The sequence below is a fragment of the Cryobacterium sp. 10C3 genome, from assembly GCF_034314285.1.
Taxonomy (GTDB): domain Bacteria; phylum Actinomycetota; class Actinomycetes; order Actinomycetales; family Microbacteriaceae; genus Cryobacterium; species Cryobacterium glucosi.
The window spans coordinates 889461-916350 of record NZ_JAVIWF010000002.1 but is presented as its reverse complement, the minus strand read 5'-3'; the positions used below and the strand labels follow the sequence as shown (position 1 = coordinate 916350).

The 26890-nt window shown below is 68.8% G+C and carries 15 protein-coding genes and 6 pseudogenes; 7 read left to right on the top strand and 14 right to left on the bottom strand.

Features of this window, described 5'->3' with window-relative positions:
* The 7 genes and pseudogenes from RGU41_RS04930 to RGU41_RS04900 all read right to left on the bottom strand — a co-directional run.
* Window positions 1-1152 (bottom strand): VIT1/CCC1 transporter family protein, encoded by a 1152-nt coding sequence (locus RGU41_RS04930; protein ID WP_134447670.1) that lies wholly within the window; start codon window positions 1150-1152, stop codon window positions 1-3.
* Window positions 1153-1157: 5 nt separating this feature from the next.
* Complete coding sequence (locus RGU41_RS04925) at window positions 1158-1466, bottom strand: hypothetical protein (RefSeq protein WP_134447668.1); 309 nt, start codon at window positions 1464-1466, stop codon at window positions 1158-1160.
* A pseudogene (gene gatB / locus RGU41_RS04920) lies at window positions 1466-2972 on the bottom strand (Asp-tRNA(Asn)/Glu-tRNA(Gln) amidotransferase subunit GatB). The gene RGU41_RS04925 and the pseudogene gatB overlap by 1 nt, the downstream one beginning before the upstream one ends.
* Entirely contained in the window at window positions 2972-4519 is a 1548-nt protein-coding gene (gatA, locus tag RGU41_RS04915) for an Asp-tRNA(Asn)/Glu-tRNA(Gln) amidotransferase subunit GatA (RefSeq protein ID WP_134447664.1), read from the bottom strand. The pseudogene gatB and the gene gatA overlap by 1 nt, the downstream one beginning before the upstream one ends.
* Before the next feature lie 2 nt (window positions 4520-4521).
* Entirely contained in the window at window positions 4522-4818 is a 297-nt protein-coding gene (gene gatC / locus RGU41_RS04910; protein ID WP_134447662.1) for an Asp-tRNA(Asn)/Glu-tRNA(Gln) amidotransferase subunit GatC, read from the bottom strand.
* A gap of 35 nt (window positions 4819-4853) precedes the next feature.
* Window positions 4854-5246: an alpha/beta hydrolase gene (locus RGU41_RS04905; protein WP_322137301.1), complete on the bottom strand. Its 393-nt coding sequence runs from the start codon at window positions 5244-5246 to the stop codon at window positions 4854-4856.
* 56 nt (window positions 5247-5302) lie between these two features.
* Window positions 5303-5647: pseudogene (locus RGU41_RS04900) on the bottom strand (alpha/beta hydrolase); the annotation flags it as partial.
* Window positions 5648-6356: 709 nt separating this feature from the next.
* On the opposite strand from RGU41_RS04900, the gene RGU41_RS04895 reads away from it, so the two are divergent.
* Both RGU41_RS04895 and RGU41_RS04890 read left to right on the top strand, forming a co-directional pair.
* Entirely contained in the window at window positions 6357-6893 is a 537-nt protein-coding gene (locus RGU41_RS04895; RefSeq protein ID WP_322135704.1) for a PadR family transcriptional regulator, read from the top strand.
* The gene (locus tag RGU41_RS04890; RefSeq protein ID WP_322135703.1) at window positions 6890-7654 is read left to right on the top strand and encodes an alpha/beta hydrolase; all 765 of its coding nucleotides are present in this window, start codon (window positions 6890-6892) and stop codon (window positions 7652-7654) included. The genes RGU41_RS04895 and RGU41_RS04890 overlap by 4 nt, the downstream gene beginning before the upstream one ends.
* Before the next feature lie 21 nt (window positions 7655-7675).
* Here the strand turns inward: RGU41_RS04890 and ligA are convergent.
* From ligA to RGU41_RS04875, 3 genes and pseudogenes are all read right to left on the bottom strand, one after another.
* Window positions 7676-10011, bottom strand: a pseudogene (gene ligA / locus RGU41_RS04885) (NAD-dependent DNA ligase LigA).
* Window positions 10004-11212: a tRNA 2-thiouridine(34) synthase MnmA gene (gene mnmA / locus RGU41_RS04880; RefSeq protein WP_322135702.1), complete on the bottom strand. Its 1209-nt coding sequence runs from the start codon at window positions 11210-11212 to the stop codon at window positions 10004-10006. Before mnmA ends, ligA begins: the two are co-directional and overlap by 8 nt.
* 64 nt (window positions 11213-11276) lie before the next feature.
* Window positions 11277-12511 (bottom strand): annotated as a pseudogene (locus tag RGU41_RS04875) (cysteine desulfurase family protein).
* Between the two features lie 84 nt (window positions 12512-12595).
* Here RGU41_RS04875 and glgX point away from each other — a divergent pair.
* Entirely contained in the window at window positions 12596-14638 is a 2043-nt protein-coding gene (glgX, locus tag RGU41_RS04870; protein WP_322135701.1) for a glycogen debranching protein GlgX, read from the top strand.
* A gap of 29 nt (window positions 14639-14667) precedes the next feature.
* A complete protein-coding gene (gene ybaK / locus RGU41_RS04865; protein ID WP_370294844.1) occupies window positions 14668-15156 on the top strand; it encodes a Cys-tRNA(Pro) deacylase in 489 nt (162 codons plus the stop codon).
* Here the strand turns inward: ybaK and glgP are convergent.
* Entirely contained in the window at window positions 15153-17741 is a 2589-nt protein-coding gene (gene glgP / locus RGU41_RS04860) for an alpha-glucan family phosphorylase (RefSeq protein ID WP_322135700.1), read from the bottom strand. The two genes, ybaK and glgP, sit on opposite strands and share 4 nt — an antisense overlap.
* Before the next feature lie 104 nt (window positions 17742-17845).
* Here glgP and RGU41_RS04855 point away from each other — a divergent pair.
* Together RGU41_RS04855 and glgB are read left to right on the top strand one after the other, a co-directional pair.
* Window positions 17846-19932: pseudogene (locus tag RGU41_RS04855) on the top strand (maltotransferase domain-containing protein).
* Window positions 19929-22165, top strand: a pseudogene (gene glgB / locus RGU41_RS04850) (1,4-alpha-glucan branching protein GlgB). The pseudogenes RGU41_RS04855 and glgB overlap by 4 nt, the downstream one beginning before the upstream one ends.
* A 95-nt stretch (window positions 22166-22260) precedes the next feature.
* Here the strand turns inward: glgB and RGU41_RS04845 are convergent.
* The 3 genes from RGU41_RS04845 to RGU41_RS04835 are packed head-to-tail and all read right to left on the bottom strand — an operon-like array spanning window position 22261 to window position 25039.
* Complete coding sequence (locus RGU41_RS04845) at window positions 22261-23235, bottom strand: tetratricopeptide repeat protein (RefSeq protein WP_134447643.1); 975 nt, start codon at window positions 23233-23235, stop codon at window positions 22261-22263.
* A complete protein-coding gene (locus RGU41_RS04840) occupies window positions 23232-24371 on the bottom strand; it encodes a hypothetical protein (protein WP_322135699.1) in 1140 nt (379 codons plus the stop codon). Before RGU41_RS04840 ends, RGU41_RS04845 begins: the two co-directional genes overlap by 4 nt.
* On the bottom strand, window positions 24287-25039 hold the full coding sequence (locus RGU41_RS04835) for a hypothetical protein (protein ID WP_322135698.1): 753 nt from the start codon (window positions 25037-25039) through the stop codon (window positions 24287-24289). The genes RGU41_RS04840 and RGU41_RS04835 overlap by 85 nt, the downstream gene beginning before the upstream one ends.
* A gap of 226 nt (window positions 25040-25265) precedes the next feature.
* On the opposite strand from RGU41_RS04835, the gene RGU41_RS04830 reads away from it, so the two are divergent.
* On the top strand, window positions 25266-26879 hold the full coding sequence (locus RGU41_RS04830) for a DivIVA domain-containing protein (protein ID WP_134447639.1): 1614 nt from the start codon (window positions 25266-25268) through the stop codon (window positions 26877-26879).
* The last annotated feature ends 11 nt before the right edge of the window (window positions 26880-26890 follow it).

Genomic DNA, 26890 nt, shown 5'->3' with positions numbered 1-26890 from the left:
CTACCCGAGCGAGGTGCCGAAGAGCAGGCCGAGCACGTAGGTGACCCCGGCTGCCGCGAAGCCGATCAGCAGCTGGCGGAGCGCACGCCGGAGCGGCGGCCCGCCGGAAAGCAGGCCGACAATCGCGCCCGTCGCAAGGAGGGCGAGCCCGACGAGCACGGACGCGACCACGATCGCCGCAAGCCCCTCGAGGCCGAACAGGTAGGGCAGCACAGGGAGGATGGCGCCGGAGGCGAAGAAGCAGAAGCTCGAGGACGCGGCACCCCAGCCGGTTCCGATCGCCTCGTGCTCGTCCGTCGCGGGGTCGAGAGCCCCGTGCGCGATGTCGGCGCCCTGGACCGGGGCGGCAACCGAAACCGGTCCGGTCGCCATGGTCAGCGTGCGCAGCACCTCGTGCGCCTGCGCCTCGGCCTCGTCCGCCGCCATGCCTTGCGCCCGGTAGACGAGGGTGAGCTCGTTGGCTGCGAGGTCGAGGTGCGAGAGCACCGTGCGCGCGGTCGCCTGGGGGGTGGATGCCTCGAGCAACTCCCGCTGCGACCGCACCGAGACGTACTCACCCGCACCCATCGACAGGGCGCCGGCGAGCAGGCCGGCGATGCCCGTGAACAGGATGGTCGCGGCGGGGACGCCGGTCGCGCCGATACCGAGCACGAGGGCGAGGTTGGAGACGAGGCCGTCGTTGATGCCGAACACGGCGGCGCGGAACGATCCGGCGAGGCGCTGGCGGCCCCGGGCGGCGAGCCCGCGCACGACCTCCTCGTGGATGCGTTCGTCGGCCGCCATCGTCTTCGTCGCGTCCACGTCGGAATCGTATGGCGAGCGCGCTTCCGCCCGCTGGGCGAGCGCGAGCACGAAGACGGAACCGAATCGTCTCGCGAGGAACCCGAGGAACCGGGTGCGCACGGCTCCACGTTTCGGCGGGCCGGCCTGGTCGCCGAGCAGGTCCCGCCAGTGCGCCTCGTGGCGGGCTTCCGCCTCGGCGAGGGCGAGCAGGATCTCCTTCTCCTCACCGGTCCGGCGGGAGGCGAGGTCGCGGTAGACCGCGGCCTCCGCGCGTTCATCGGCGAGGTACTGGCGCCAGCGACGAATGTCAGCGGGGGTCGCCGTGGTCTCAGCGCTCGGGGAATCGGGACGTTCCTGGGCTGCGCTCATCGCAATCACGCTTCCGGGGCCGGTTCGAGGGAGGTCTGGGCGACCCGGGCTGACTCGTGCGGGCCCGAGCCGTCGAGCCCGTAGAACGGTTCGTCGAACTGCACGGTCCAGATCGCCTCCCGACCGGAGACAGGGGCGTAGAGGGCTGCGCCGTCGGTGTCCCCGGCCCCGACGATGACGCCGATGGGGTCTTCGACCATCGACTCCGGGTAGCGGCTCCGGTCGAGCCGCACCAGAACCTGCATCCCGACGCCGAAAACGGCTCGGCTCGCGGGCCCGTCCGGTGCGGGCTCGCGTCGCTTCCAGAGGGCCATTACTCGGCCGTTCCTGCCCTTTCGAGGACAAGTTCCCGTACCCGTGCGGCATCCGCTTGTCCGCGCATGGCCTTCATGACGGCACCGATCACGGCGCCGGCCGCCTGGACCTTGCCGTCGCGGATCTTCGCGAGCACGTCGGGCTGGGAGGCGAGAGCGAGGTCGATGGCCTCGATGAGCGGGCCGTCGTCGGAAACGACGGCAAGACCGCGGATCTCCACGACTTCGAGCGGGGTGCCTTCGCCGGCGATGACGCCCTCGAGCACCTGGCGGGCCAGGCGGTCGGTCAGCGTTCCCGCGGTGACCAGTTCGATCAGAGCGGCGAGCTGCACCGGCTCGACCAGGGAGTCAGCGGAGACGCCGGCGACGTTCGCGAGCCTGGCGACCTCGCCGGTCCACCACTTGCGGGAGGACTGGGCGGATGCGCCGGCTGCGACGGTGGCCTCGACAGCGTCGAGCAGGTCGGAGTTGACGACGTCCTGGAACTCGAGGTTGGCGAAGCCCCAGTCGGCCTGGAGGCGCTTGCGGCGTGCCGCGGGCGGCTCCGGCAGGGTCGCGCGGAGTTCTTCGACCCAGGCGCGGGAGGGCGCGACGGGGACGAGGTCGGGCTCCGGGAAGTAGCGGTAGTCGTCGGCGTCGGACTTGGGCCGGCCCGCGGACGTGATGCCGGTGTCCTCATGCCAGTGCCGGGTCTCCTGCGTGATCGTTCCGCCGGCGGCGAGGAGTGCGGCCTGGCGCTGGATCTCGTAACGGACGGCACGTTCGACGCTGCGGAGCGAGTTGACGTTCTTGGTCTCCGTGCGGGTGCCGAGCTTTCCGGAGCCAGCGCGGGCGCAGGGACACGTTCGCGTCGCAGCGCACGTTGCCCTCTTCCATCCGCGCGTTGGACACGCCGAGCGCCTTGACGATCTCGCGGATCGCCGCAACGTAGGTGCGCCCGATCTCGGGAGAGTCGGCCTCGCCGCCCTCGATCATCTGCGTGACGATCTCGACGAGGGGCACGCCGCCGCGGTTGTAGTCGACGAGCGAGTAGTCGGCGCCCTGGATCCGGCCGGTCGCGCCGCCGACGTGGGTGAGCTTGCCCGCGTCGTCTTCCATGTGGGCGCGTTCGATGTCGATCGTGACCTGGCGGCCGCTCTCGAGTTCGATCGTGAGCTGCCCGTTGAACGCGATCGGCTCGTCGTACTGGGAGGTCTGGAAGTTCTTCGCGGTGTCCGGGTAGAAGTAGTTCTTGCGGGCGAAGCGCGAGTATTCCGCGATCTCGCAGCCGAGGGCGAGCCCGAGGCGGATGCTCGACTCGATCGCCTTCGCGTTCACCTGCGGGAGCCCGCCGGGGAGTCCGAGGCAGGTCGGGCAGGTGTTCGTGTTCGCACCCTGGCCGAATTCGTTGGCGCAGCCGCAGAACATCTTGGTCTTGGTGTTGAGTTCGACGTGCACCTCGAAGCCGAGCACCGGCTCGAACAGTTCGAGGGCCTTGTCGTAATCCATCAGTTCAGCCTTCTTCATCAGACGGCTCCCCCTTCGCTCGCGAACATTTGTGTGGGTGCCAGTTTCGGCGCAAGGCTGAGCAGGGTGTGTCCCCAGTGCGCTTCGAGCAGCTGCTCGACGGCGGCACCGAAGGTGTACAGACGGGCGTCCTGCTTGGCGGGCGCCATGACCTGCAGCCCGACGGGCAGGCCGTCCTCCGGCGCGAGGCCCATCGGCAGGCTCATTCCCGGGATGCCGGCGAGGTTCGCCGGGATCGTGGTGACGTCGTTGAGGTACATCGCCATCGGGTCGTCCATCTTCTCGCCGAACTTGAACGCCGTGGTCGGCGCGCTCGGGGACAACAACACGTCGACCTTCTCGAATGCGGCGTCGAAGTCGCGCTGGATCAGGGTGCGCACCTTCTGGGCGCTGCCGTAGTACGCGTCGTAGTAGCCGGCGCTCAGAGCGTAGGTGCCGAGGATGATCCGGCGCTTGACCTCGGGTCCGAAACCGGCGTCGCGCGTCGCGGCCATGACCCGTTCGCTCGTGAGCGGTCCCTCTGCCGGGTCCACGCGGATGCCGAAACGCACCGAGTCGAAGCGGGCGAGGTTGCTCGAGGCCTCGGCGGGGAGGATCAGGTAATACGCGGCGACGGCATATTCGAAGCTCGGTGCACTGACCTCTTCGATCTCGGCGCCGGCTGCGACGAGCATCGCGAGGGTTTCGTTGAAGCGCTGCAGGACTCCGGGCTGGAACCCGGGGCCGGACAGCTCCTTGACGACACCGATCCGGACGCCGGTGAGGGCACCGTCGACCCGGCCCGCGATCGCGGCGGCGGCCATCGAAGGCCAGCGGTCGGTCAGCGAGGTGGAGTCGAGCGGGTCGTGGCCGCTGAGAACGTCGTGCAGAAGCGCGGCGTCGTAGACGGTGCGGCTGACCGGTCCGACCTGGTCGAGCGAGGAGGCCAGGGCGATCGCACCGTAGCGGGAGACTCCGCCGTATGTCGGCTTGACTCCGACGGATCCGGTGACGGCTGCGGGCTGGCGGATCGATCCGCCGGTGTCGCTGCCGAGGGCGAGGGGCGCTTCGAACGCGCTCACCGCTGCGGCGGATCCTCCGCCGGAGCCGCCGGGAATCCGGTCGAGGTCCCAGGGGTTGTGGGTCGGGCCGTACGCGGAGAACTCGGTGGACGAGCCCATCGCGAATTCGTCCATGTTGGTCTTGCCGAGCGGGATCAGCCCGGCTTCGCGGACGAGCCGCACGACCGTGGCGTCGTAGGGCGGGATCCAGCCCTCGAGGATCTTCGAGCCGGCGGTCGAGGGCATGTCGCGCGTCGCGAGCACGTCCTTGATGGCGATGGGCACGCCCGCGAGCGGACCGAGCACGGCACCGGCGGCGCGCTGGGCGTCCACGACGGCGGCCGCGGCGAGGGCGTTCGCCCCGGCCACGTGCAGGAACGCGTGTACGTCGGTGTCGACGGCCGCGATGTGGTCAAGGTGGGCCTGCGTCGCCTCGACGGAGCTGACGGCGCCGCTCGTGAGGAGGATGGAAAGGTCGGCGGCGGAGAGGCGGGTGAGATCGGTCATGGTTACTCCTCGTCCAGGATCGCGGGCACGCGGAATTTGTCGCCGTCGCGGTCGGTCGATCCGGAAAGTGCTTCTTCGACGGACAGGGACGGCACGACGACGTCGGCGCGGAAAACGTTGGTCAACGGCATCGGGTGGCTCGTCGCGGGAACTTCGGGCGTTGCGACTTCGGCGACCTTCGCCACCGAGTCCACGATCTGGCCGAGTTCGGCGGTGAGGCGGGTGATCTCCTCCGGGCTGAGGTCGATCCGGGCGAGGTTTGCCAAGTGCGCAACCTGCTCGGCCGTGATTTCAGACATGTTGCTCCGATTGTGGTTGAGGTGAATACCCAATTCTATTCGGAGCCGTTGGTGACCAAATCCGCGTTGTCCGTTCCGATCAGCGCCATGTTGTGCAGCGACTCGCTCCCTGGCTCGAAATACGCGTTGTGGCCGAGCGAGGCCGTGAGGCTGGCCCCGGTGATCCGGTCGGTCGAACCGCGGACCCCGAGCGGATGCGCCCCGTACGATTCGGCCCCCGGGTCACTCCCGAAGAAGGCACTGTTGACGGCCGGATCCCAGTCGGCCTTGCCGACCCAGACGTTCTCGCCCGTCACATGCAGGCTGGCCGCGGACTGGATCTGGCTGCCCGGCGATCCGACGAGCACGAGGGCGTCGACATCGAAGGAGCCACGGGCGAGGGCGGTGAGCGCGACGGTCGAGCCGTAGGAGTGCGCGTAGACGGAGATGAAAGGCTGGTGCCCCCCGCGGTCCGAGCGGATGCCGAGGAGGACTTCTCGAGGAAGTCGGCTCCGACGATGGCCTTGTCGAGGCCGCCGACGCTGAACAGGTCGGGGACCTCGTAGCCGATCCAGGCGACCGTCGCGATGCTGGCATTCGCCTGGCCCGCGCCCTGGCCTGCGCGTTCGGCGAGCACCTTCTCCTGTTCCATGTACAGGTCGTTCGCCGTGTCCGTCCAGTGCACGATCTCGGCCTCGACGGTGTAGTTCATTCCGGGAACGAGGAAGCCGACGTAGTCGGCGGTGTCGGGATTGCCGAGCGCGATGGCCGCGCGACCGCCGCCCGTGCTGTCGAGCAGGATCAGGGAGCGGCGCGGCCCCGCGTCGGCTTGCCTGAGTGCGGTGCGCACCTGGTCGAGGACGGCGAGCTCGTGGGTGGCGCTCGTGCGGTCGTCGTCGCTCAGCGTGCCCGCGAGGCGCTGCTGGGTCTCGGTGATGCTCTCGTTCAGGTATCGGGCGTTCGCCCGGCCACGCTCCCGGAACGGGATGCCCTCGAGGTTGCCGACGAGGCGGGGTGCCGCGGCGATGAGGGAGGAGCGTTCGGTGCCGCCGAGGGACGTCCACCAGCCGGTGACCTCTGTCGCGGCCGGCGGAACCGCGAGGAGGGAGTCGAGCTGTTCGGGGAAGTCCAGCACGAAGCTCGAGATGTCTGCGACCGAGAGCCGGGCAAGGCCGGCGAGGAGGCTCGACCCGCGCAGGAAGCGGAGGGAGTTGACGTCTCCGTCGATCGATACGACCGGTTCGAGGCCGAGGGGCTGCAGTCCCAGGTCGGTGTCGCTCGACACGACCGCGTATTCGTGCACCTGAAAGGCCTCGCTGGCCCCATTGAATACCAGCGAGGATGCAAGAAGAATTGCCGCGCCTAACAGCAAACCTGGGTACGTCCCCTCACGAACACCGAGCGGTGGATCGGCACGGTATCAAGTGCACACCCTGCACTTTTAGAGTATCGAAGAATGCGCCCGTTGGGGATGAACTTTGTCCCCGGTCCGGGTGCAAATATTCGGGCAGTGAAACCGGGTATTGCGCGCGGGCATATATGCGTGGTCTTATATAGGCATGTCACTGACCATTGCTTTGCTCGGGATGCTCGAGCTCTCGCCCCTCTCCGGGTACGACCTCAATAAGAGGATCGAGGCATCCGTCATTCATTTCTGGTCTGCGGACCAGTCCCAGATCTATCGCACGCTCAGCCGCCTGGTCGCTGACGGACTCGCCGAGGTCACGGTCATCGCCCAGGACGGCAAGCCAGATCGGCGCGAACACCGGATCACCTCGGCGGGTCACGCGGCCCTCGACGCCGCGCTCAGGGCGCCGCTGGAACCTGAGACCCCGCACGAGTCCTTCCTGATGCGCATCTTCTTCGCCGGAGCGCTCGGAATCGACGGCGTCCGCGAACTCCTCCGAGCGCGGAGGGAGGAAGCGAGCCGGCTGCTCGCGCGCCTGACCACCATCGAGGCCCGGGATCCCGGGCGACCGGAAACCATCGGCCAGGCCCTGCGCCGGGCCACGCTCCGCAACGGAATCGTCCACGCCGAGGCGGAACTCGCCTGGCTGGACGAAACCGAATCCGTCCTGGTCACGGCTTCACGGTGACCGGGTATCCGCTCGAGCACGGCGTAGACGCCCCTGGCTCGGAGACGATCGTGTTACTGCACGGCGGCACCGTCGCCTCCTGGTCCTGGCAGCCGCAGGTCGAGGGTATGCCGGACCGGCACATCCTCACACCGGACCTGCCGGGCTTCGGCTCCCGGTCGGGGGAAGAGTGGCATTCGCTGGATCGCACCGCTGACGACGTTGCCGAGATCATCCGCTCCCAGGCCAGGGGCGGGAGCGCCCACGTGATCGGGCTTTCGCTCGGCGGCCTCGTCGCCGTGCACTTGATGGCCCGGCACCCGGAGCTGATCCAGTCCTGTCTGATCTCGGGCGCACCCATGACCGGCATCCATGGAGCTGCCCGGTTCCTCAACACCCTCCAGCTGCGACTGTGGGACAGGGCCTGGTACTGGAAGGCGCAGGCGAAGGCGTTCGGATTGCCTGCCGACGCCGTCGACCTGTTCGTCGGCCACGGCCTGGGCATCCGCGCAGACAACGCGGCACGCGTGTTCGCGGACGTCAACCGGGGCGGCTGCCCGGATTCGCTCGGCGATTACCGGGGTCCGCTCCTCGCCGTCGCTGGAGAAAAGGAGTCCCGCCTGGTGCGGCGCAGCTTTCCCGAATTGCGCAGCAGGCTCCCGCAGACACTCACCTGGATCGCTCCCGGCATGCACCACGTCTGGAGCATCGAGAACGTCGACCTCTTCAACCGGATGGTCCTCGGCTGGGTCGATCGCCTCACGGCTCCCGAACCGGACTGACCGGTGACCGGTCCGGCCCCGTCAGTCGGTCGGTGCGGTGACCGTACCCTCTGTCACGTCGGCGCCGGTCACGTCGGCGCCGGTCACGTCGGAGACGGCGCCATCAGCCGCGTCGAGCGCGGCGGGGCCTCCGGTGACGAGGAGCCGGAATTGCGCTGCGTCGAGGATGCGCAGCCCGAGGGCCTCCGCCTTGGTGAGCTTGGAACCTGCGCCCGGTCCGGCGGCCACGAAGTCGGTGTTCTTCGACACGCTCGAGGCGCTCTTTCCGCCAGCGGAGATGATCGCCTCCTGGGCTTCTTCCCTGGTGAAGCCCTCGATCGACCCGGTCGCGACGACGGTGAGCCCGGTGAGCACTCCCCCGGCGGCCGCGGCAGCGCCCGGTCCCGGGTGGTCCGGCGTCCGGAACTGCACGCCGGCGGCGGTCCACTGGTCCACGATGTCGCGGTGCCAGTCCACCTCGAACCAGTCGATGATGGCGTCTGCGATGATGCCGCCGACGCCGTCGACCTCGGCGAGCTCGTCCCGCGTCGCCGCTCGGATCCCGTCGAGGCTGCCGAAATGGCCGGCGAGGGCGCGCGCGGCGACGGGGCCGACGTGGCGGATGTTGAGCGACACCAGCAGGCGCCAGAGCGGTTTCGTCTTGGCGAGTTCGATCTCGGCGAGCAGCTTGATCGCACTCGAGGACGGCTGCGGACCGGTGAGGCCCGCCCGCTTCTCGGCAGCCGTCGGGTTCCGCCGGAACGGGGTGCGCAGCCGGTTCGTGCCGTCTGCCTCCTCGCGGGGCAGCCCGGTCTCGGCATCGCGCACGACCACCTCGATCGGGGTCAGGTCGTCGAGGGTGAGGTCGAAGAGGCCGGCTTCCGTGCGCAGCGGCGGCTCGATCGGCACGGTCGGCTGGGTGAGGGCGGCCGCGGCCACCTCGCCGAGCACCTCGATGTCGAGCGCGCCGCGGGAACCGATGTGCTCGACCCGCCCGCGCACCTGGGCCGGGCAGCTGCGCGCGTTCGGGCAGCGCAGGTCGATGTCGCCCTCCTTGGCCGGCGCGAGCGGGGTGCCGCACTCCGGACAGTTCGCCGGCATCACGAACGCGCGTTCGCTGCCGTCGCGCAGTTCGACGACCGGGCCGAGAATCTCGGGGATCACGTCGCCGGCCTTCCGCAGCACGACGGTATCGCCGATCAGCACGCCCTTGGCCTTGACGACGTCCTGGTTGTGCAGGGTGGCCTGCCGCACCTCGGAGCCCGCGACCCGCACCTTCTGCATCACGGCGAAGGGGTGGCACGGCCGGTGCGGCCGACGCTCACGACGATGTCGAGCAGCTTGGTGTTCACCTGTTCCGGCGGGTACTTGTATGCGATCGCCCAGCGTGGCGCCCGGCTCGTTGCGCCCAGTTCGGCGTGCAGGGCGAGTTCGTCGACCTTGATCACGATGCCGTCGATCTCGTGGGACACACTCGCCCGGTGCTCTCCGTAGTACGCGATGAAGGCGGATGCCCCGCTCGCGTCCGGTTCGACGCGGAAGTAGCTGCTCGTCGGCAGTCCCCAGCCGGCCAGGAGTCCGTAGACCGCGGACTGGGCGTCGGCCTGCGGATCGGCCCAGGCCCCGATGCCGTGCACGAGCATCCGCAGCCGGCCAAGCCTCGCGCGCATCAGGCGCAGGGCCTCCTGGCTCTTGCCCTCTGCCTTCTGGCGCAGCGAGCCGGCCGCGGCGTTGCGCGGGTTGGCGAAGGGACGTTCCCCGGCGGCGACCTGCTGGGCATTGAGATCCGCGAAGGCGACGACGGGGAAGAAGACCTCGCCGCGTACCTCCATCAGCGGCGGATGCCCGGTGCCTGACAGTCGCTCGGGGATGCCGGGCACCCAGTGGATGTTCTCGGTGACGTCCTCGCCGACGACGCCGTCGCCGCGGGTCGCCGCGGTGACGAGCACGCCGTCCTCGTAGCGGAGGTTGATCGCGAGGCCGTCGATCTTGAGTTCGCACAGGTAGTGGACGGGGCGGCCGGCGTCCCGCTCGACCTTGGCGGCCCACGCCTCGAATTCCTCGACCGAGAAGACGTTGTCGAGGCTCAGCATCCGCTCGGCGTGCTGCACGGGCGCGAACAGGCTCGTCTCGGCGCGGCCTCCGACGGTCTGGGTGGGGCTGTCCTGGCTCGCGAGCTCGGGAAACTCACCCTCGAGAACCGCGAGCCGGCGGACGAGCGCGTCATAGTCGGCGTCGGAGATGACGACCTCGTTGCGCTCGTAGTATGCGTCCCTGGCGTCGATGATGCTCGCGGTGAGGTCGGCGACCTCGGCGGCGGCCCGCTGGAGCTCCGGCGGCGTGGAGTCGTCGGGCGCGGCGCTCGCGGCGTCAGGCACGGGCGGCGGGAACGGCGACCGGGGCTGGTTCAACGGCAGCCGATGGCACGGGTACGGCGCTCACGGTGCGGTCGATCGTGCACTGGCCGAGCACCCGGGTGCCGACGTAGAGCACCGCGGTCTGGCCGGGGGCGACGCCCGTCAGGGGCTCGCGCGGCGTGATCACGAGTTCGATTGCTCCTGCGTCGGTTGCTCCTGCGCCGGCCGAGTCTGCGCTAGCCGGAACCGGGACACTCACGACCTGCGCGACGGCGGGCACCGGGTCGGCGTGCGCGCGGATCTGCACGTCGCAGTCGAAGGCGATCCCGGGGTGCTCCGGCGCCAGGCCGGTCCAGGTGAACTTCGAGCCGGCGATGAGGCCGATCGCGAGCGCCTCCTTCGGGCCGACGACGACAGTGTTCGTGATCGGGCGCACCTCGAGCACGAATCGCGGCTTGCCGTCCGCGGCCGGCGTGCCGATCTGGAGGCCCTTGCGCTGGCCGACGGTGAACGCGGCGGCACCCTCGTGCCTGCCGAGGGTGTTGCCCTCGCGGTCGAGGATGTCGCCTGCGGATGCAGGGACGCGCTCGGCGAGCCAGCCGCGGGTGTCGCCGTCAGGAATGAAGCAGATGTCGTAGGAGTCCGGCTTGGTCGCGACCGAGAAGCCGCGCTCGGCGGCCTCCGCACGCACCTCGGCCTTGGACGGCGTCTCGCCGAGCGGGAACATCGAGTGCTCGAGCTGCTCGGCGGTCAGCACGCCGAGCACGTAGGACTGGTCTTTCGCCCAGGCGCTCGCGCGGTGCAGTTCGCGGTTCCCCGCGGCATCCGTCTGGATGCTCGCATAGTGGCCGGTGCAGACGGCGTCGAAGCCGAGGTCGATCGCCTTGTCGAGCAGGGCGGCGAACTTGATGCGCTCGTTGCAGCGCATGCAGGGGTTCGGGGTGCGGCCGGCGGCGTATTCGGCGATGAAGTCGTCGACGACGTCGAGCTTGAACCGCTCGGAGAAGTCCCAGACGTAGTACGGGATGCCGATGATGTTCGCGGCCCGCTGGGCGTCCATCGAGTCCTCGATGGTGCAGCAGCCGCGGCTGCCGGTGCGCAGGGTTCCGGGCATGCGGCTCAGGGCGAGGTGCACGCCGACGACCTCGTGCCCCGCCTCCACCGCGCGCGCCGCCGCCACCGCGGAGTCGACCCCGCCACTCATTGCTGCCAAAACCTTCACCGGGCAAGTGTAATCGGACGGCCCGGTTTGGCCAATGCGGCTCGGGCACGTCGAGCCCGGGAGGTCAGCGGGTGGGCACGCGGTCGTTCATGCCGGCGCGGCTGGCCTGGGCGTGCGCTGCCGGCAGCGCGGCGAGGAAGGCGTCGACGTCGGCCCCTGTCGAATCGCGGCCGAGGGTGATCCGCAGGGCGCTGCGGGCCTCCGCCTCGCTGCGGCCCATGGCACGCAGCACGTGCGAGGGCTCCGGGATGCCGGCCTGGCACGCCGATCCGGTCGATACGGAGATTCCGGCGGCGTCGAGCAGGAAGAGCAGCGACTCCCCTCGCAGCCGGGGAAGGTGAAGTGGGCGTTGCCGGGCAGGCGCTGCTCATCCGGCCCGTCGGGTGCCGCACCGTTGAGCACCGCGGTGGGCACGACGGCGAGCACCCCCGCGATCAGCCGGTCGCGGAGCGCCCTCAGGTGCACGTTGCGGGCGGGCAGGTCGCCGAGGGCGGATGCCGCGGCCGCGAACGCGACCGCCGCTGCGACGTCCTGGGTACCGCTCCGCACCTGGCGTTGCTGGCCGCCGCCGTGGATCAGCGGGACGATACTGGCCCGGCGCGACAGCACGAGTGCTCCGATGCCGACCGGCCCGCCGATCTTGTGGGCGGAGAGGCTGAGGGCGACGATGCCGCCCGCGGAACCTCCGGCGCCGCCGGAGGCACCGGTGCGGCCCGCGCCGCTGAGCGCGCGGAAGTCGATCGGCACCTGGCCGTACGCGGACACGGCGTCGATATGCACCGGGATCCCGTGGACGGCGGCGATCTCGCCGATCTCGGCGACGGGCTGCAGGGTACCGACTTCGTTGTTCGCGGCAAGCAGGCTGAGCAGTGCGACATCCTCTGCGCCGGTCTCGAGGGCATCCGCCACCCGGGCCGGGTCGACCCGGCCTGCCCTGTCGAGCGGAAGCCACCCGGGTTCTGCGCCGTCGTGGTTTTCGAGCCACTCGACGGTGTCCATGGTCGCGTGGTGCTCGCCGCCGGGGACGAGGATGCGCCTGCGCGGGGCGCGCGCCCAGAACAGGCCCTTGAGGGCGAGGTTGATCGCCTCGGTGCCTCCCCCGGTGAACACGACCTCGATCGGATCGCAGCCCACACTCCGTGCCACGGTCTCGCGGGCTTCCTCGAGCATCCGCTTGGCATTCTGGCCCTGGCTGTGGATGGAGGCGGGGTTTCCGACGACGCTCATGGCGTCGACGTATGCCTCGATGGCCGCTGGCAGCATCGGCGTCGTCGCGGCGTGGTCGAGATAAATCGACAAAATACCCTCTTCCGCTCGGTTTTCGGCTGGCTGAGCGTGCGCCGGTGGTCACGGCCAGTCTCCGTACTCATTACTCTAGAACGCATGACTCACGCCGATCCCCTGCACAACCTCGGCGTGCGGCTTTCAGCCGGGGTCGGCGAACTCCGTGTCTGGTCGCAGAACGCCGAGGCCATGGACCTCTGCATCTTCGACGCCACGGACCCGAACTGGATCGTCAAGACCGTGCCGATGACCCGCGACGCGGACAATGTCTGGTCCGGTCGCAGTCGCACCCTGTCCGCGGGCCGCCACTACGGCATCCGCGTCTCGGGGCCTGCCGCACCCACGAATTCGTTCCACCCCGAGAAGACCATGGTCGAGCCCTATTCTCGAGGCCTCGTCAGGGTCGGCCCTGAGCAGTGGCAGTCCTCCGTCGTCGACGACGCCTTCGACTGGGCCGGTTCGGTGAAGCCGAAGATCGCGCTCGACCACACCGTCGTCTATGAGGCGCACGTGCGGGGCATCAGCAAGCTCAACCCGGCCATTCCCGCCGACCTCCGCGGCACCTACGCAGGCCTGGCGCACGAGTCGACGATCACCTATCTCAAGGAACTCGGCGTCACCTCGGTCGAGCTCCTCCCCGTGCAGGCGTTCGTTTCCGAACAGCGCCTGCTCAAGCAGGGTCTCACCAACTACTGGGGTTACAATACCTTCAACTTCTTCACCCCGCACGCCGACTATGCGACCATGGCGTCCCAGTCGGCAGGTCCGGAAGCCGTGCTGCGCGAGTTCAAGGGAATGGTCAAGCTCCTGCACGAGGCCGGCCTCGAGGTGATCCTCGACGTCGTCTACAACCACACCGCCGAGGAGGGTCCCGGCGGCCCCGCGAGCAGCCTCCGCGGCATCGACAACGCTACCTACTACCGCCAGAACGATGCGGGCGGCTACATCGACGTGACCGGCTGCGGCAACACCCTCAACGTCTCCAACGAGGTGCCGCGCCGGCTCGTGCTCGACTCTCTCAAGTACTGGGCGAACGACGTGCAGATCGACGGCTTCCGTTTCGACCTCGCCGCGACGCTGAGCCGCGGGGACAACGTGGAGTTCCAGCGCGACCATCCCCTGATCAAATCCATCCAGTCCGATCCGGAACTCGCCGGCGTCAAGCTCGTCGCCGAGCCGTGGGACGTGGGCATGGGCGGCTGGCAGACCGGCAATTTCCCGGACGGCTGGACGGAGTGGAACGACCGTTACCGTGACCGGATGCGCTCGTTCTGGCTCACCGACATCGCGGCGGCCAGGGACGGCCACTCCGGGAGCGGCATCGGCCGCTTCGCGACCCGGCTGGCCGGCTCCGCGAACACCTTCTCCCTCGAACGCGGCCCGCTCGCGTCGCTGAACTTCATCACGGCGCACGACGGCTTCACAATGGCCGACCTGACCGCGTACAACGTCAAGCACAACGTCGGAAACGGCGAGTCCAACCGCGACGGCACCGACAGCAACAACTCCTTCAACCACGGGGCCGAGGGACCCACGCGCGACCGCGGCATCCTCGCGACCCGGCGCAAGGCGATGCGCAACCTCCTCGGCACGCTTCTGCTCTCCGCGGGCGTCCCGATGCTGACGGCCGGCGACGAATTCGGTCGCAGCCAGCGCGGCAACAACAACGCGTATTGCCACGACAGCGAGCTGACCTGGCTGAACTGGGACCTCGACGACTGGCAGATCGACCTGCACCGTGTCACGAAGAAGCTGCTCCAGCTGCGTCGTGACAACCCGGCCCTCCGCCCGGTGTGGTTCGGCCGCTCCGGCGAAACCACCCTGAGCGCGAGCGAGATGGACTGGTACAACATCGAGGGCAAGTCGATGTCGGAGGACAACTGGCACTCCCCGAAGGAGCGCACCCTGCAGTACCTCGCGGCGTCGACGCCCGAGTTCGAGGAGTTCAACCGGATCCTCCTCATCGTGCAGGGCCGCGAGCGCGACGTGACGGTGACGCTGCCAGAGCACGCCGGCGTCTCCTCGTATTCGCTGCTCTGGGATTCGAGTCACGACGACCTGAGCGACGCGGTCATCGAGCACATCCCCGGCACCCGGCTGCTCGTGCCGGGTGCGTCGATGCAGTTGTTCCGGGCGAGCTAGTCCGGCCTGGTCGCAGAGGAGTCGCAGTGGTGAAGAAGCACGACGGCGCCGGTGGGACGCCCGCGACCGTCGCGCTCACGCACGCGGGCATCCGGTTCACGCCGCACGCCTACGACCACGACCCGTCGGCGACGGGGTACGGCCTCGAGGCCGCTGCAAAACTCGGGCTCGACCCGGCCAGGGTGTTCAAGACCCTGCTGGCGGATGCCGATGGCACGCTCGTCGTCGCCGTCGTGCCGGTCGCCGGCCAGCTCGACCTCAAAGCCCTGGCGCACGCGGCCGGGACCAAGAAGGCCGTGATGGCCGACCCGAAACTCGCCGAGCGGAAGACCGGCTATGTGCTCGGCGGCATCAGCCCGGTCGGGCAGAAGACCCGCCTGGTGACCGTCGTCGACGAGACCGCCCTGCTGTACGACACCGTGTTCGTGTCCGGCGGCCGCCGCGGGTTCGACATCGAGCTGGCGCCGGCGGACCTCCTCGCCGCCACCGACGCCCTCACCGCCCCTATCGCGCGCTAGCCGGCTACGGCGATCAGGCCCATCTCTGCCGAGCTCACCAGCAGGTCGTTCTTCGGGACGACGCGCACCGTGTACCCGAACGCGCCGCCGCGGTCGAGCGCGACCGTCCCAGTGAAGAGGGTCGCACCGCCCTGCTCTGGCGAGTCGGAACCGTCCGCGGCATCCGGGTCGACGACCGCCTCGAGCGCGAGGGTGTGCACGCCGCTCAGCTCGTCGTTGGCCAGGCTCTTCCCGTAGACGACCTCGACGGTGACATCCGCGGGGTCGAGCCCGTTGAGCTGCACATGGGCACGCAGGTGCAGTTCGTCGCCGACCTTGGGAACGGCGGCGACCCCGCCGGACTCGACGTGGGCGACGGAGACGCCCGGCCACTTGGCGACGATGCGCCCCTTCCACACGGCGAGTTCGCGCGCAGCACGGTAGTTGTTCGCGGACAGGCGTGCCTCGGCGGCCCCGGCCGGGCGGTAGAGCTTCTGCACGTACTGGCGCACCATCCGGCCGGCGTTGAGTTCCGGGGAGAGGGTGGCGAGGGTGTGCCGGATCGAGGCGACCCAGCGTTCGGGAACACCGTCGCCGTTGCGGTCGTAGAAGCGGGGAGCGACATGGTGTTCGATGAGCTCGTAGAGCGCGTCGGCTTCGATCCGGTCCCGCTCGGCGGAGTCGCCTGCGGCATCAGCCGACGGGATCGCCCAGCCGTTCTTTCCGTCGTAGTACTCAGGCCACCAGCCGTCGAGGATCGAGAGGTTCAGCGCTCCGTTGAGTGCCGCTTTCATTCCCGAGGTGCCACAGGCCTCCAGGGGACGCAGCGGATTGTTGAGCCAGACATCCGTGCCGGGGTACATCAGCTGCGCCATGCCGATGTTGTAGTCGGGTAGGAACGCGATGCGGGTGCGCAGCTCCGGGTCGGCCGCGAACTGCACGACCTTCTGGATGAGGCGCTTGCCCTCTTCGTCCGCGGGGTGCGACTTGCCGGCGATCACGATCTGGATCGGGTGCTCCGGGTGCAGCAGCAGGGCACGGAGCCGCTCGGGGTCGTGCAGCATCAGGGTCAGCCGCTTGTACGTCGGGACGCGGCGGGCGAACCCGATCGTGAGCACCTTCGGATCGAAGACCTGGCCGATCCATGCCGGCACGATCCCGCCCGGGTTCTGCACGAGCCAGGCCGCGGCGATGCGCCGGCGGGCGTCCTCGACGAACTGCAGGCGCATCGTGCCGCGCACGGCCCAGAGGTCGTCGTCGGTGATCGCGGGCGAGGCCCAGTCGGCCTCAGAGGTATCGCTCGTGCCGAGGCGGTCCTCGGCGAGGTGAAGCAGCGAGGGGTCCGTCCAGGTCGGGGCGTGCACGCCGTTGGTGATCGAATCGATCGGCACGTCCTCGGCGTCGAAGCCCGGCCAGAGTCCCTTGAACATCCGTCGGCTGACCTCGCCGTGCAGCTTGGAGACGCCGTTGGCGCGCTGGCCGAGCCGCAGGCCCATCAGCGCCATGTTGAAGACGTCGGGAGACCCGCCCGGATAGTTCTCCGCGCCGAGGGCGAGGAGCTCGTCGACGCCGACACCGGGAAGGAGGTCGGTCTCGAAGTACCGCTGCACGAGGCTGCGCTCGAACCGGTCGATTCCCGCGGCGACGGGTGTGTGGGTCGTGAACACCGTTCCCGCCCGCGCGACCTGCAGGGCCTCGGCGAAGCTCAGTCCGTCACCGATCAGGCTCGAGATGCGTTCGAGGCCGAGGAACCCGGCATGGCCCTCGTTGGTGTGGAATACCTCGGGTTCCGGCCGGTTGTTGAGGGCGCTCCAGACCTTCACGGCGCGGGCGCCGCCGATGCCGAGGAGCAATTCCTGCAGCAGCCGGTGCTCGCCGCCGCCGCCGTAGAGCCGGTCCGTGACGAGGCGCAGGTCGTCCGCGTTCTCGGGAATGTCCGTATCGAGCATGAGCAGGCGGATGCGGCCGACGTTCGCCTGCCAGACGCGGGCGTGCAGGGTGCGGTTGTCGGGGAGGGCGAGCGAGACCTGCACGGCGGAGCCGTCGGCACGGCGCAGCACGGACAGGGGCAGTCCGTCGGGATCGAGCAGGGGGTAGCTCTCGATCTGCCAGCCGTCCGGGGAGATCGCCTGGCTGAAGTAGCCTGCCCGGTAGAACAGGCCGACGCCGATGAGAGGGACGCCCAGGTCCGAGGCGCTCTTCAGGTGGTCACCCGCGAGGATCCCGAGGCCGCCGGAGTACTGCGGGAGCGCGGCGGCGATGCCGAACTCCGGGGAGAAGTAGGCGATCGACGCGGGCTTGTCACCCTCGAGGCCCTGGTACCAGCGCGGTTCCTGCAGATAGGAGCGCAGCCCGTCCCTGATCGAGTTGACCCAGGAGACGTATTCGTGGTCTGCGGCGAGCGCCACGAGCCGGGCCGGATCGACGGCGCCGAGCAAGGCAACGGGATCAGTACCGATCTCGCGCCACAACTCTGGTGAGATGTGTTCGAAGAGTTGGCGGGTCGGCTCGTGCCAGGACCAGCGCAGGTTACCGGCAAGCTCATCGAGGGCTGCTAGAGCCTCGGGCACGACGGTGCGGACTGTAAATTTACGGATCGCCTTCACGCGTCCCAGCCTAGAGGCGCTGGCAGGTCTCTGTCCCGTTCCTCCCCGGAAACCGCACAATTCGCGCTACGGTCATCTTGTGGCAAAGACAGCTAAACGTGCAAATGTTGTTCCCGAATCCGTGGCAGGCGCCGACGCCGGCACGGACCTGGCTCCCCTGCGGGTCAAGGCAAGCGAGGCAAGGAGGAGCCGACGCGCATCTCACGCATTCCGATCCTCGACCTCGCACCCCAGCTGGCCGACAATCTGTGGCCGGCGAAGGCCTTCGTCGGCGAGGCCGTCCCCTTCGGGGCCACGGCATTCCGTGAGGGTCACGACATGATCGGGGTCACCCTGCTCCTGACGGATCCCGAGGGGAACCGGTCCGAGCATCCGATGCACCCGGGGGCCCCGGGCACCGACAGGTGGACAGCCCTCGTCACACTTGGAAGGCAGGGCATCTGGCAGTACCGGGTGCGCGCCTGGGCCGATGGGTGGGCCACGTGGCGCCACACCGCCGAGATCAAGGTCCCCGCCGGGATCGACATCGAGCTGACGTTCCTCGAGGGTTCCGTGCTCCTCGCTGCGGCCGGAACGGACAAGCGCCGTCCGGCCGCCGAGCGTCGCGTTTTCGCGCACGCCGCAGCGGACCTCACCAACCCGGGCATCTCGGTCGACGATCGCCTCGCCCTGCTGGACACCCCCTCGCTCAACGCTTTCATCACCGCACGCCCACTCGCAGGACTGTCGTCGACATCGGCACAGCGCGCCGTGCGCGTGGAGCGCACCCGGGCCGGCGTCGGCTCCTGGTACGAGTTCTTCCCCCGCTCAGAGGGCGCCGTGCAGCGCGCGGACCACTCCTGGCAGAGTGGAACGTTCCGCACCGCAGAGGACCGCCTCCCCGGCGTCGCCGCGATGGGCTTCGATGTGCTCTACCTCCCACCGATCCACCCGATCGGCCGTTCGTACCGCAAGGGCCCGAACAACACCCTCAACGCCGGACCGAACGACCCCGGCTCGCCCTGGGCGATCGGATTGGAGGACGGCGGCCACGACGCCATCCACCCGGACCTCGGCACCGTCGACGACTTCCGGCACTTCCTCGCCGCAGCAGCGGAGAACGACCTCGAGGTCGCCCTCGACCTCGCACTGCAGGCCTCGCCGGACCACCCCTGGGTGACCGAGCACCCTGAGTGGTTCACCACCCTCCCGGACGGCAGCATCGCCTACGCCGAGAACCCGCCGAAGAAGTACCAGGACATCTACCCGATCAATTTCGACAACGATCCAGCCGGCATCCGTGCCGAGGTGCTGCGGATCGTGCGCTACTGGATGGGTCTCGGCGTGCGGATCTTCCGCGTCGACAACCCGCACACCAAGCCCCTCGATTTCTGGGAGTGGCTGATCAACCGGGTCACCGAAGAGAACCCCGACGTGATCTTCCTCGCCGAGGCGTTCACGCAGCCCTGCGCTCATGCAGCGCGGCTCGGCAAGGTCGGGTATTCCCAGCAGCTCATACAGCTATTTCACCTGGCGCAACACCAAGTCCGAGCTCGAGGAGTTCTTCCACGGCCTCGCGACGACGACGGCGGACTTCTACCGCCCGAACCTCTTCGTGAACACCCCGGACATCCTCTCCGAGTTCCTCCAGGTCGGCGGACACGCCGCCTTCAAGATCCGGGCGGCCCTCGCCGCGACAGCCGCCCCGACCTGGGGCATGTACGCCGGTTTCGAGCTCTTCGAGAGCGTGCCGCGCCCCGGCGCCGAGGAGAACATCGACAACGAGAAGTACGAGTACCGCCCGCGCGATTTTGCGGCCGCGGAAGCGGCAGGCGAGTCCCTCGCGCCGTACGTCTCGTTGCTCAATGCCATCCGCCGCGCCCATCCCGCACTCGGCCAGCTGCGGAACCTCGACCTGCACACGAGTGACGACGGCGCGGTGCTCGTGTACAGCAAGTACCTCGATGCGGCACACACCGGCACAGGGACAAGTGACGCGATCATCGTCGTCGTGAATGTCGACCCGCATTCGGTGCGCGAGACCATGGTGCGCCTCGACGTGACCCGTTTCGGGCTCGAGCCCGGCACGGTCTTCGAGGTCGAGGAACTGATCACCGGTGCCATCTGGACCTGGACAGCAGACAACTTCGTGCGACTGGATGCCGCTGCCGAACCGGTACACATCCTGCACGTCAGAGGAGCAGCACGATGACGCCAAAGACCCCACGCCCCGCCACCGTGCCGGTGGTTCCCCCGGGCATCCTGCAGGCGATCGCCGAAGCCCGCTACTACAACCCCCACGAGATCCTCGGGCAGCACCTGATCGGGGGACGACGATCGCGGACCCGCTCACCGTCATCCGTGCGCTGCGCCCGCTCGCGAGCGAGGTCTTCGCGATCCTCGAGTCCGGCGCCCACATCGAGCTCGTGCACATCGGCTACGGAGTCTGGCAGGGCGTGAGCACCGTCGGCCTCCAGGCATACGAGCTCGAGGCCCGGTATCCGGACGCCCCCACCTGGATCGTCGACGACCCGTACCGCTTCCTGCCGACTCTCGGCGAACTCGACCTGCACCTCATCGGCGAGGGCAGGCACGAGCGACTCTGGGACGTACTCGGAGCCCACTATCATTCCGGCACAACCGTCGCTCCTCTCCCGACCGACGAAACGGCCGGTCTGGTCGCAGGCACGTCCTTCTCGGTGTGGGCTCCGCACGCGCAGGCCGTGCGAGTGATCGGTGATTTCAATTCCTGGAGCGGCATCCTGCATGCCATGCGCAACATGGGCAGCACGGGCGTCTGGGAGCTCTTCGTCCCCGGCCTGCACCCAGGGTCGAACTACAAGTTCGAACTTCTCGCCCAGTCCGGCGAGTGGGTGCGCAAGGCTGACCCGATGGCCAGGTACACCGAGGTGCCCCCGATGACCGCGTCGGTCATCGGCGAGACGCACTACGAGTGGGCGGATGCGGAATGGCTCGCCGAGCGGGCCAGGACCCAGGCCCACAAACGGCCGATGAGCATCTACGAGATGCACGTCGGGTCGTGGCGGCCCGGGCTCGGCTACCGGGACCTCGCCGACCAGCTGATCGACTACCTGCACGAGCTCGCCTATACGCATGTCGAGTTCATGCCGCTCGCCGAGCATCCGTTCGGCGGGTCGTGGGGCTACCAGGTCACCGGCTACTACGCCCCGACCAGCAGGTTCGGCCACCCGGACGACCTGCGCTACCTGATCGACCGGCTGCACCAGTCGGGCATCGGCGTGATCATGGACTGGGTGCCCGGGCACTTCCCCAAGGATGACTTCGCCCTCGCCCGTTTCGACGGCCAGGCGCTCTACGAGCACGCGGATCCCCGCCGCGGTGAGCAGATGGACTGGGGAACCTACGTCTTCGACTTCGGCCAGACCCAGGTGCGGAACTTCCTCGTCGCGAACGCGCTCTACTGGCTCGAGGAGTTCCACATCGACGGTCTCCGCGTGGACGCGGTCGCGTCGATGCTGTACCTCGACTACTCCCGCGAGGACGGCCAGTGGGAGCCGAACATCTACGGCGGAAACGAGAACCTCGAGGCGATCAGCCTCCTGCAGGAGGTCACCGCGACGGCGTACAAGCGCAACCCCGGCACGGTCATGATCGCCGAGGAATCCACCAACTGGGGCGGCGTCACGGCTCCGACCAGTCGCGGCGGACTGGGTTTCGGCTTCAAATGGAACATGGGCTGGATGCACGACTCGCTCGAGTACACGAGCATCGACCCGATGTACCGCTCGTACCACCACAACGAGATCACCTTCTCCTTCGTCTACGCGTTCAGCGAGAACTTCCTCCTGCCGATCAGCCACGACGAGGTCGTGCACGGCAAGGGCTCCCTCGTCGCCCGGATGCCGGGAGACGACTGGCAGAAGCTCGCGAACGTGCGGGTGTACCTGTCCTTCATGTGGGCTCACCCGGGCAAGCAGCTCCTGTTCATGGGACAGGAATTCGGCCAGCTCCAGGAATGGAGCGAATCCCGTGGCCTCGACTGGTGGCTGCTCGACCAGTCCCCCCATCGCGGACTGTTCACCCTCGTCGGCGAGCTGAACCGGGTCTACCGAGGCAACGCGGCGCTCTGGGAACGCGACACCGACCCTGCCGGGTTCGAGTTGCTCGACGGAGGGGCCGCCGCGCAGAACGTCGTCTCGTTCCTCCGCTGGGACGACTCGGGCACGCCGATCGCGTGTGTGTTCAACTTCGCCGGCCAGCCGCACACTGGTTACCGGGTGGGGCTGCCGTTCGCGGGCGTGTGGGACGAGATTCTGAACACGGACGCGCAGAATTTCGGTGGTTCCGGGATGGGGAACCTCGGCCAGGTCACGGCGACAGAGGAACCGTGGACAGGGCGACCGGCATCCGCCCTCGTCACGCTGCCGGCCCTCGCCGGCGTCTGGCTGCGCCTGCGCCGCTAGACGCCGCTGCTTGCTGAACTTCGCGAGAGTACGAAAATGGCCCCCTCCCCGGTCGGGAGGGGGCCATTTTCGTACTCTCGCGGAGGCTACGCCGGCTAGTAGAGCAGCATTGTCAGGCGCTTGCGCGTGGGGGCGACCCTGGGGTCGTCCTGGCCGATGACCTCGAACAGGTCGAGGATGCGTTCGCGGATGCGGTTCTTGCCCGCGGCGTCCTGGGCGGGAAAGAGCGTGAGGAGCCGGTCGAAGGCATCCTCGACGTGCCCGCCGGAAAGATCGAGGTCGGCGACGAGGAGCTGCGCCTCGAGATCATCCGGCGCGGCCGCTGCCGCTGCACGGATCTCCGCGAGCGTCTTGCCCTGGAGCCGGGCGAGCAGCCCCACCTGGGCGAGCCCGGCGACGGAGAGGTTGTCCCTGGGATCCCTGGCGAGTGCCGTCTTGTAGATCGCGATCGCGGCGGCGTAGTCGCCCCGTTCGATCGCCTCGTAGGCCTCGACGTGGTGCGGCGGGAGTTCGGGCTCCGGAGGGGCGACCGGGGTCGCCGCATCCGCTCCCTCCGGAGCGACCGCCGTCCCGACGACGCCGTGCTCCGCCGCGAGCTCGAGCACCCGCTGGAGGACCGCACGGACCTGATCCTCCGCGATCACGCCGTTGAAGAGCGCGACGGGCTGGCCGCCGATGACCGCGGCGACGGTCGGGATCGACTGGGCCTGGAAGGCCTGGGTCAGCTGCGGGTTCGTGTCCACGTCGACCGTGGCGAGCACGAACCGACCGCCGTACTCGAGGATCAGCCTGGTGAGGACGAGGGTCAGTTCAGCGCTCTGCTCGCTGCGCGCCGACCACAGATCGACGATGACCGGAACGTTCGCCGACAGGTCGAGGATCTCGCCGAAGTTCGCGTCCGTTCCCTGGAACACGAGACTCGGAACCGAAACCGCCCCGGCCTGACCCGCCTGTCCGGCAGCTCCGGTTGAGCCGGCTCCCCCGGCCGCCGGTGCCGGCGGCCGGTTCAGGAGGGAGGACAGATCGACCGCACCGCGCATGCTGGCGGCGGACGGGGGGACAATGCTCATGGAAGCTCCGTAGACGAGATCAGTCCCTGGGCAAAGCCAAGGAGGACAATTTTATCGCTCGAACCGGCGGCGGGAACGTGGAACAGAAGCTGGTCGGCGTAGTTGTTCTTGAAGCCCTTCGCGGTGGCGGTGAGGCCGGAGAGCGCCTTGCTGGCGACCGCGCCCTCGCCGGGGCTGACCGTCGCAGCGGCGTCGACGGGTTTGACGGTTTCCGTCTCCTCGAGGCTGACCGCGACGATGCTCCCCGAGTCGTTCGTCGCGAGGGCGATCGTGGGCCCTGTGCTCGCCTTGGCACCGAATTCGATCGACGCCGTCGTCGGCAGCTTGGCTTTCTTGTCCGCCTTGTTCGCGTCGATCTGGGTGCGGAAGCTGTCCCCTGTCGCATCGAACAGGGCGAACGACGGGCTCGCCTCGCCATTGCTGAGGATGTCCGCGTATGCGGCCGCGACCTGATCGGGCGGCAGGAGCATCAGTTTCGAGTCGGGGGCGATGATGGGTGCGCCGATCGTGGCGGGGGCCAGGTCAGGGATCTTCGCTGAGGGCTCGAGCTGCACCGCATATTCGACGAGGTAGCTCGCCCGTGCCGACTCCTGGCGGAGCACGACGACGGTCGGCGCGACATCCGGGGTGTCCTTGTTCTGGACGACGGTCATCACGACCCGAGGCCAGGTCGCAGACTGCTGCGGAAGCGAGAGCGTGAGCGGTCCGGCAGGGAGCGCGGCCAGTGCGGGGAAGTCGGGAGCGATGGCTCGCACCTTGTAGTTGGCGAGGCGCTGGTCGAAGGCGGGACCGGTGAATCGGGTCGCGAGGATGTCTGCGCTCAGGTTCTTGTCACCGTCCGCTGCGACCGCGGAGATCTTGGTCATGATCCGCTCGAGCTGCGGCACCGTCACGGCGGCCGGAGGCACGTCCTTGATCACGACGGCCGCCCCGCTCGCGTCAGGCGTCGGGCTGAGGGAGGCAGCATCGGTCGGGGTGCTGCCCGGCCAGAATTCCGCAGAGCATCCCGTGAGGACGAGTCCGGACACGAGGAACATCGGAACAACGGCGATCAGGGACCGCCCGATCGACCGTCGCCCGGTGATCTCGCTCGCCTTGATGGACTTGGGGCGGGGCGCGCGCGGAAGTCGCGGCATCCGTGGACCCTTGGGCAGGTTGCGGCGAGGGCCGTGCGACCTGCGCAGGTGGAGGAGTGCCCACAGGTACAGGATGAGCCCGACAAGGGCGAGGATGGCGCCCCCATGATCAGCGGACCGGCCCAGGGGGTCGAGTTGTCCACGGGCCAGGTGATGCTCACCTTCGACGGCGCGGGGTTGGTGCCGTCAGAGGCGACGATCATCGAAATGCCTTCCGGCAGGTTCACGGTCGCCGTGAGTTCCTTCGTGCCGGTGAATTCCTCCAGCCAGAGGTCCGAACCGGCCGGGTTCGTCACGGTCGCTGCGGCGACCGGCGCCGTGCCTGCGGGAACATCGGTGTCTGCGGGGACGGTGTCGCTTCCGAGGCCGGGCCCGTTCTTATCGGTCGAATGGATGCTGACGTACTCGTGTCCGGCCAGCCACGCCTTCACATCCGCCGTGCGGCCATATGCCGCGAACAGGGTGTCGGATCCGGAGAGGGTGACGGTCTGGGCGCCCGGGTGCTCCGTCAGGGCACTGGAATCGATCACGGCGTACGGAGCGTCGGCGGCGATGGTCGCGCTCAGGCTACTCGTCGCGGGTTCGAGGAAAACCGTCCGCTGGGCAATGCCGAGCACGATCATCACACCCGCTAGGACGAGCGCCACGATGGCAAAAAGGAAACGCACTGATACCCTCCTGTGTCGCCAGCCGCTCCGCACACACGGGTGCTTGAACCCGGAGCGGGTCCGGGAAGCAGCGGACAGGACATTCCACGATACTGTCTCGTCCTGAAAGCTGCCTAATAGACCCCTGTAGACGGGACGCGCGGCCGCCGCGTCAACCCACTAAAATTGTCGTGGCCCCCTTGGCCGGACTAAATGCGGGGTCAGAGTTCCAATACAAGGAGATAGCGTGGCGATCGACGAAGCTGATTTCACCCAGGTTTTCCGTGGTTATGACAAAGAAGAGGTCGACAGGGCAATCCAGGGCCTGCGTCGTGACCTGATCCAGGCGAACAGCCAGGGTACGGAAGCCAACAAGGAAATCAAGCGCCTCACCGCGCACATCGACGATCTGAACGCTGAGATCGAAGAGGTCGGCAGCCCCACCTTCTCCGGACTCGGCACGAAGCTCGAGAACACCCTTCGGGTCGCTGAGGAACAGTCCACCCGCGTGATCGCCCAGGCCGACATCGATGCCGAGCGCCTGCGAGCCTCCGCCGCGAGCGAGGTCGACACCCTGCGCCGCGAAGCAACCGAACGGGCAGAACGCGCCCTCTCCGACGCGAACGTCAAGGCCAGCCGCCTCCTCGACGATGCCCGCGCCGAAGCCGACGACCTGCTCGCACGTGCCCACGACGACTACACCACGGTAACCGGCGACGCCGTGCAGGAGGCAGCCGCAATCCGCGGTGCCGTCGCCACAGAGGCCGCGGAGCTCCGGGCCACGGTCAAGCGCGAGGTCGCCGCCATCCGCTCAGAGGCGGAACGTGAAGCAGCCGAAGTGCGCGTCGTCGCACAACGTGAGGCGACGGATGCCCGTGAAATCGCCGCCGGACTGACGCGCGAAACCGAACTCACCAGGGCCGAGGTCGCCCTCGAGCTCGACCAGCAGCGCGCGGATCTGGCCAGGGAGACCGAACAGGCCAGGATCGACCTCACCGCGGAGACCGAGCAGGCCCGCTTCAACAGCGCCAGGGAGGCAGAGCAGGCCGCCATCGACCTCGCCCACGAGACCGAGCAGACGCACACGGCTCTCGCTGCGGAGGTCGAACAGGCCCGCACGGACCTCGCCCGCGAGATCGACCAGGCCCGCATCGACCTCGGCATCGAACGTGAGCAGGCCGAGACCGAACTCGCACTCGACCTCGCCCGCGAGCGCGCAGCCCTCGCCCAGGAGCTCGAGAAGGCTCGCGCCGCCCAGGCCGCGAGGGCCGAGCAGGCCGCCGCCGACCTCGCCAGGGAGAACGAGCAGGTACGCGCGGACTTCACCGCGGACGGCGAGCAGCTCAGGATCGACCTGGACAACCAGCTCACGGCCGAGCGCAAGCGCGGAGAGCACGAACAGGCCCGCCTTCGCCGCGACATCGACCAGACTCGCGCGGACCTCGACGTCGAGCTCAAGGCCCGCCGCGACGAGGCGGAGCAGGGTCACCTGGCCCGGCACCAGGAGGCCGTCGCCCAAACCCAGAAGTTCCTCGACGACGCCTTGAAGCAGCTCGCGGAGACCAACCAGCGCACCCTCGAGTTGCGGGCACTCAACGAGCAGCTGGACTCCGGCGCCCGCGCAGAGGCGAAGACGGCCCGCCTGGCCGCGGAAGCCCATGCCGAGCAGATCGTTCAGGACGCGGAAGCCCGCGCCACCGCGCTCGTCACCGAGGCCGAGAAGCGGACACGCGCACTCGTCGCTGACGCGGAGGAGCGCCTCTCCCAGATTAGGATTGAGCGCGACTCGGTCGCCGGCTACTTCGAGAGCCTGCGAGGCCTCCTCACGCAGGCGGAAAAGGTCACAGCACTGGACGATTGAACGCCACCGCC

What these genes read in the sequence shown, in the direction of transcription:
- RGU41_RS04895 (WP_322135704.1), top strand. Translation starts at nt 6,357, where the DNA reads ATGTCACTGACCATTGCTTTGCTCGGGATGCTCGAGCTCTCGCCCCTC.
- gatA (WP_134447664.1), bottom strand. Translation starts at nt 4,519, where the DNA reads ATGACCGATCTCACCCGCCTCTCCGCCGCCGACCTTTCCATCCTCCTC.
- RGU41_RS04840 (WP_322135699.1), bottom strand. Translation starts at nt 24,371, where the DNA reads ATGCCGCGACTTCCGCGCGCGCCCCGCCCCAAGTCCATCAAGGCGAGC.
- glgX (WP_322135701.1), top strand. Translation starts at nt 12,596, where the DNA reads ATGACTCACGCCGATCCCCTGCACAACCTCGGCGTGCGGCTTTCAGCC.
- RGU41_RS04930 (WP_134447670.1), bottom strand. Translation starts at nt 1,152, where the DNA reads ATGAGCGCAGCCCAGGAACGTCCCGATTCCCCGAGCGCTGAGACCACG.
- gatC (WP_134447662.1), bottom strand. Translation starts at nt 4,818, where the DNA reads ATGTCTGAAATCACGGCCGAGCAGGTTGCGCACTTGGCAAACCTCGCC.
- RGU41_RS04845 (WP_134447643.1), bottom strand. Translation starts at nt 23,235, where the DNA reads ATGAGCATTGTCCCCCCGTCCGCCGCCAGCATGCGCGGTGCGGTCGAT.
- RGU41_RS04925 (WP_134447668.1), bottom strand. Translation starts at nt 1,466, where the DNA reads ATGGCCCTCTGGAAGCGACGCGAGCCCGCACCGGACGGGCCCGCGAGC.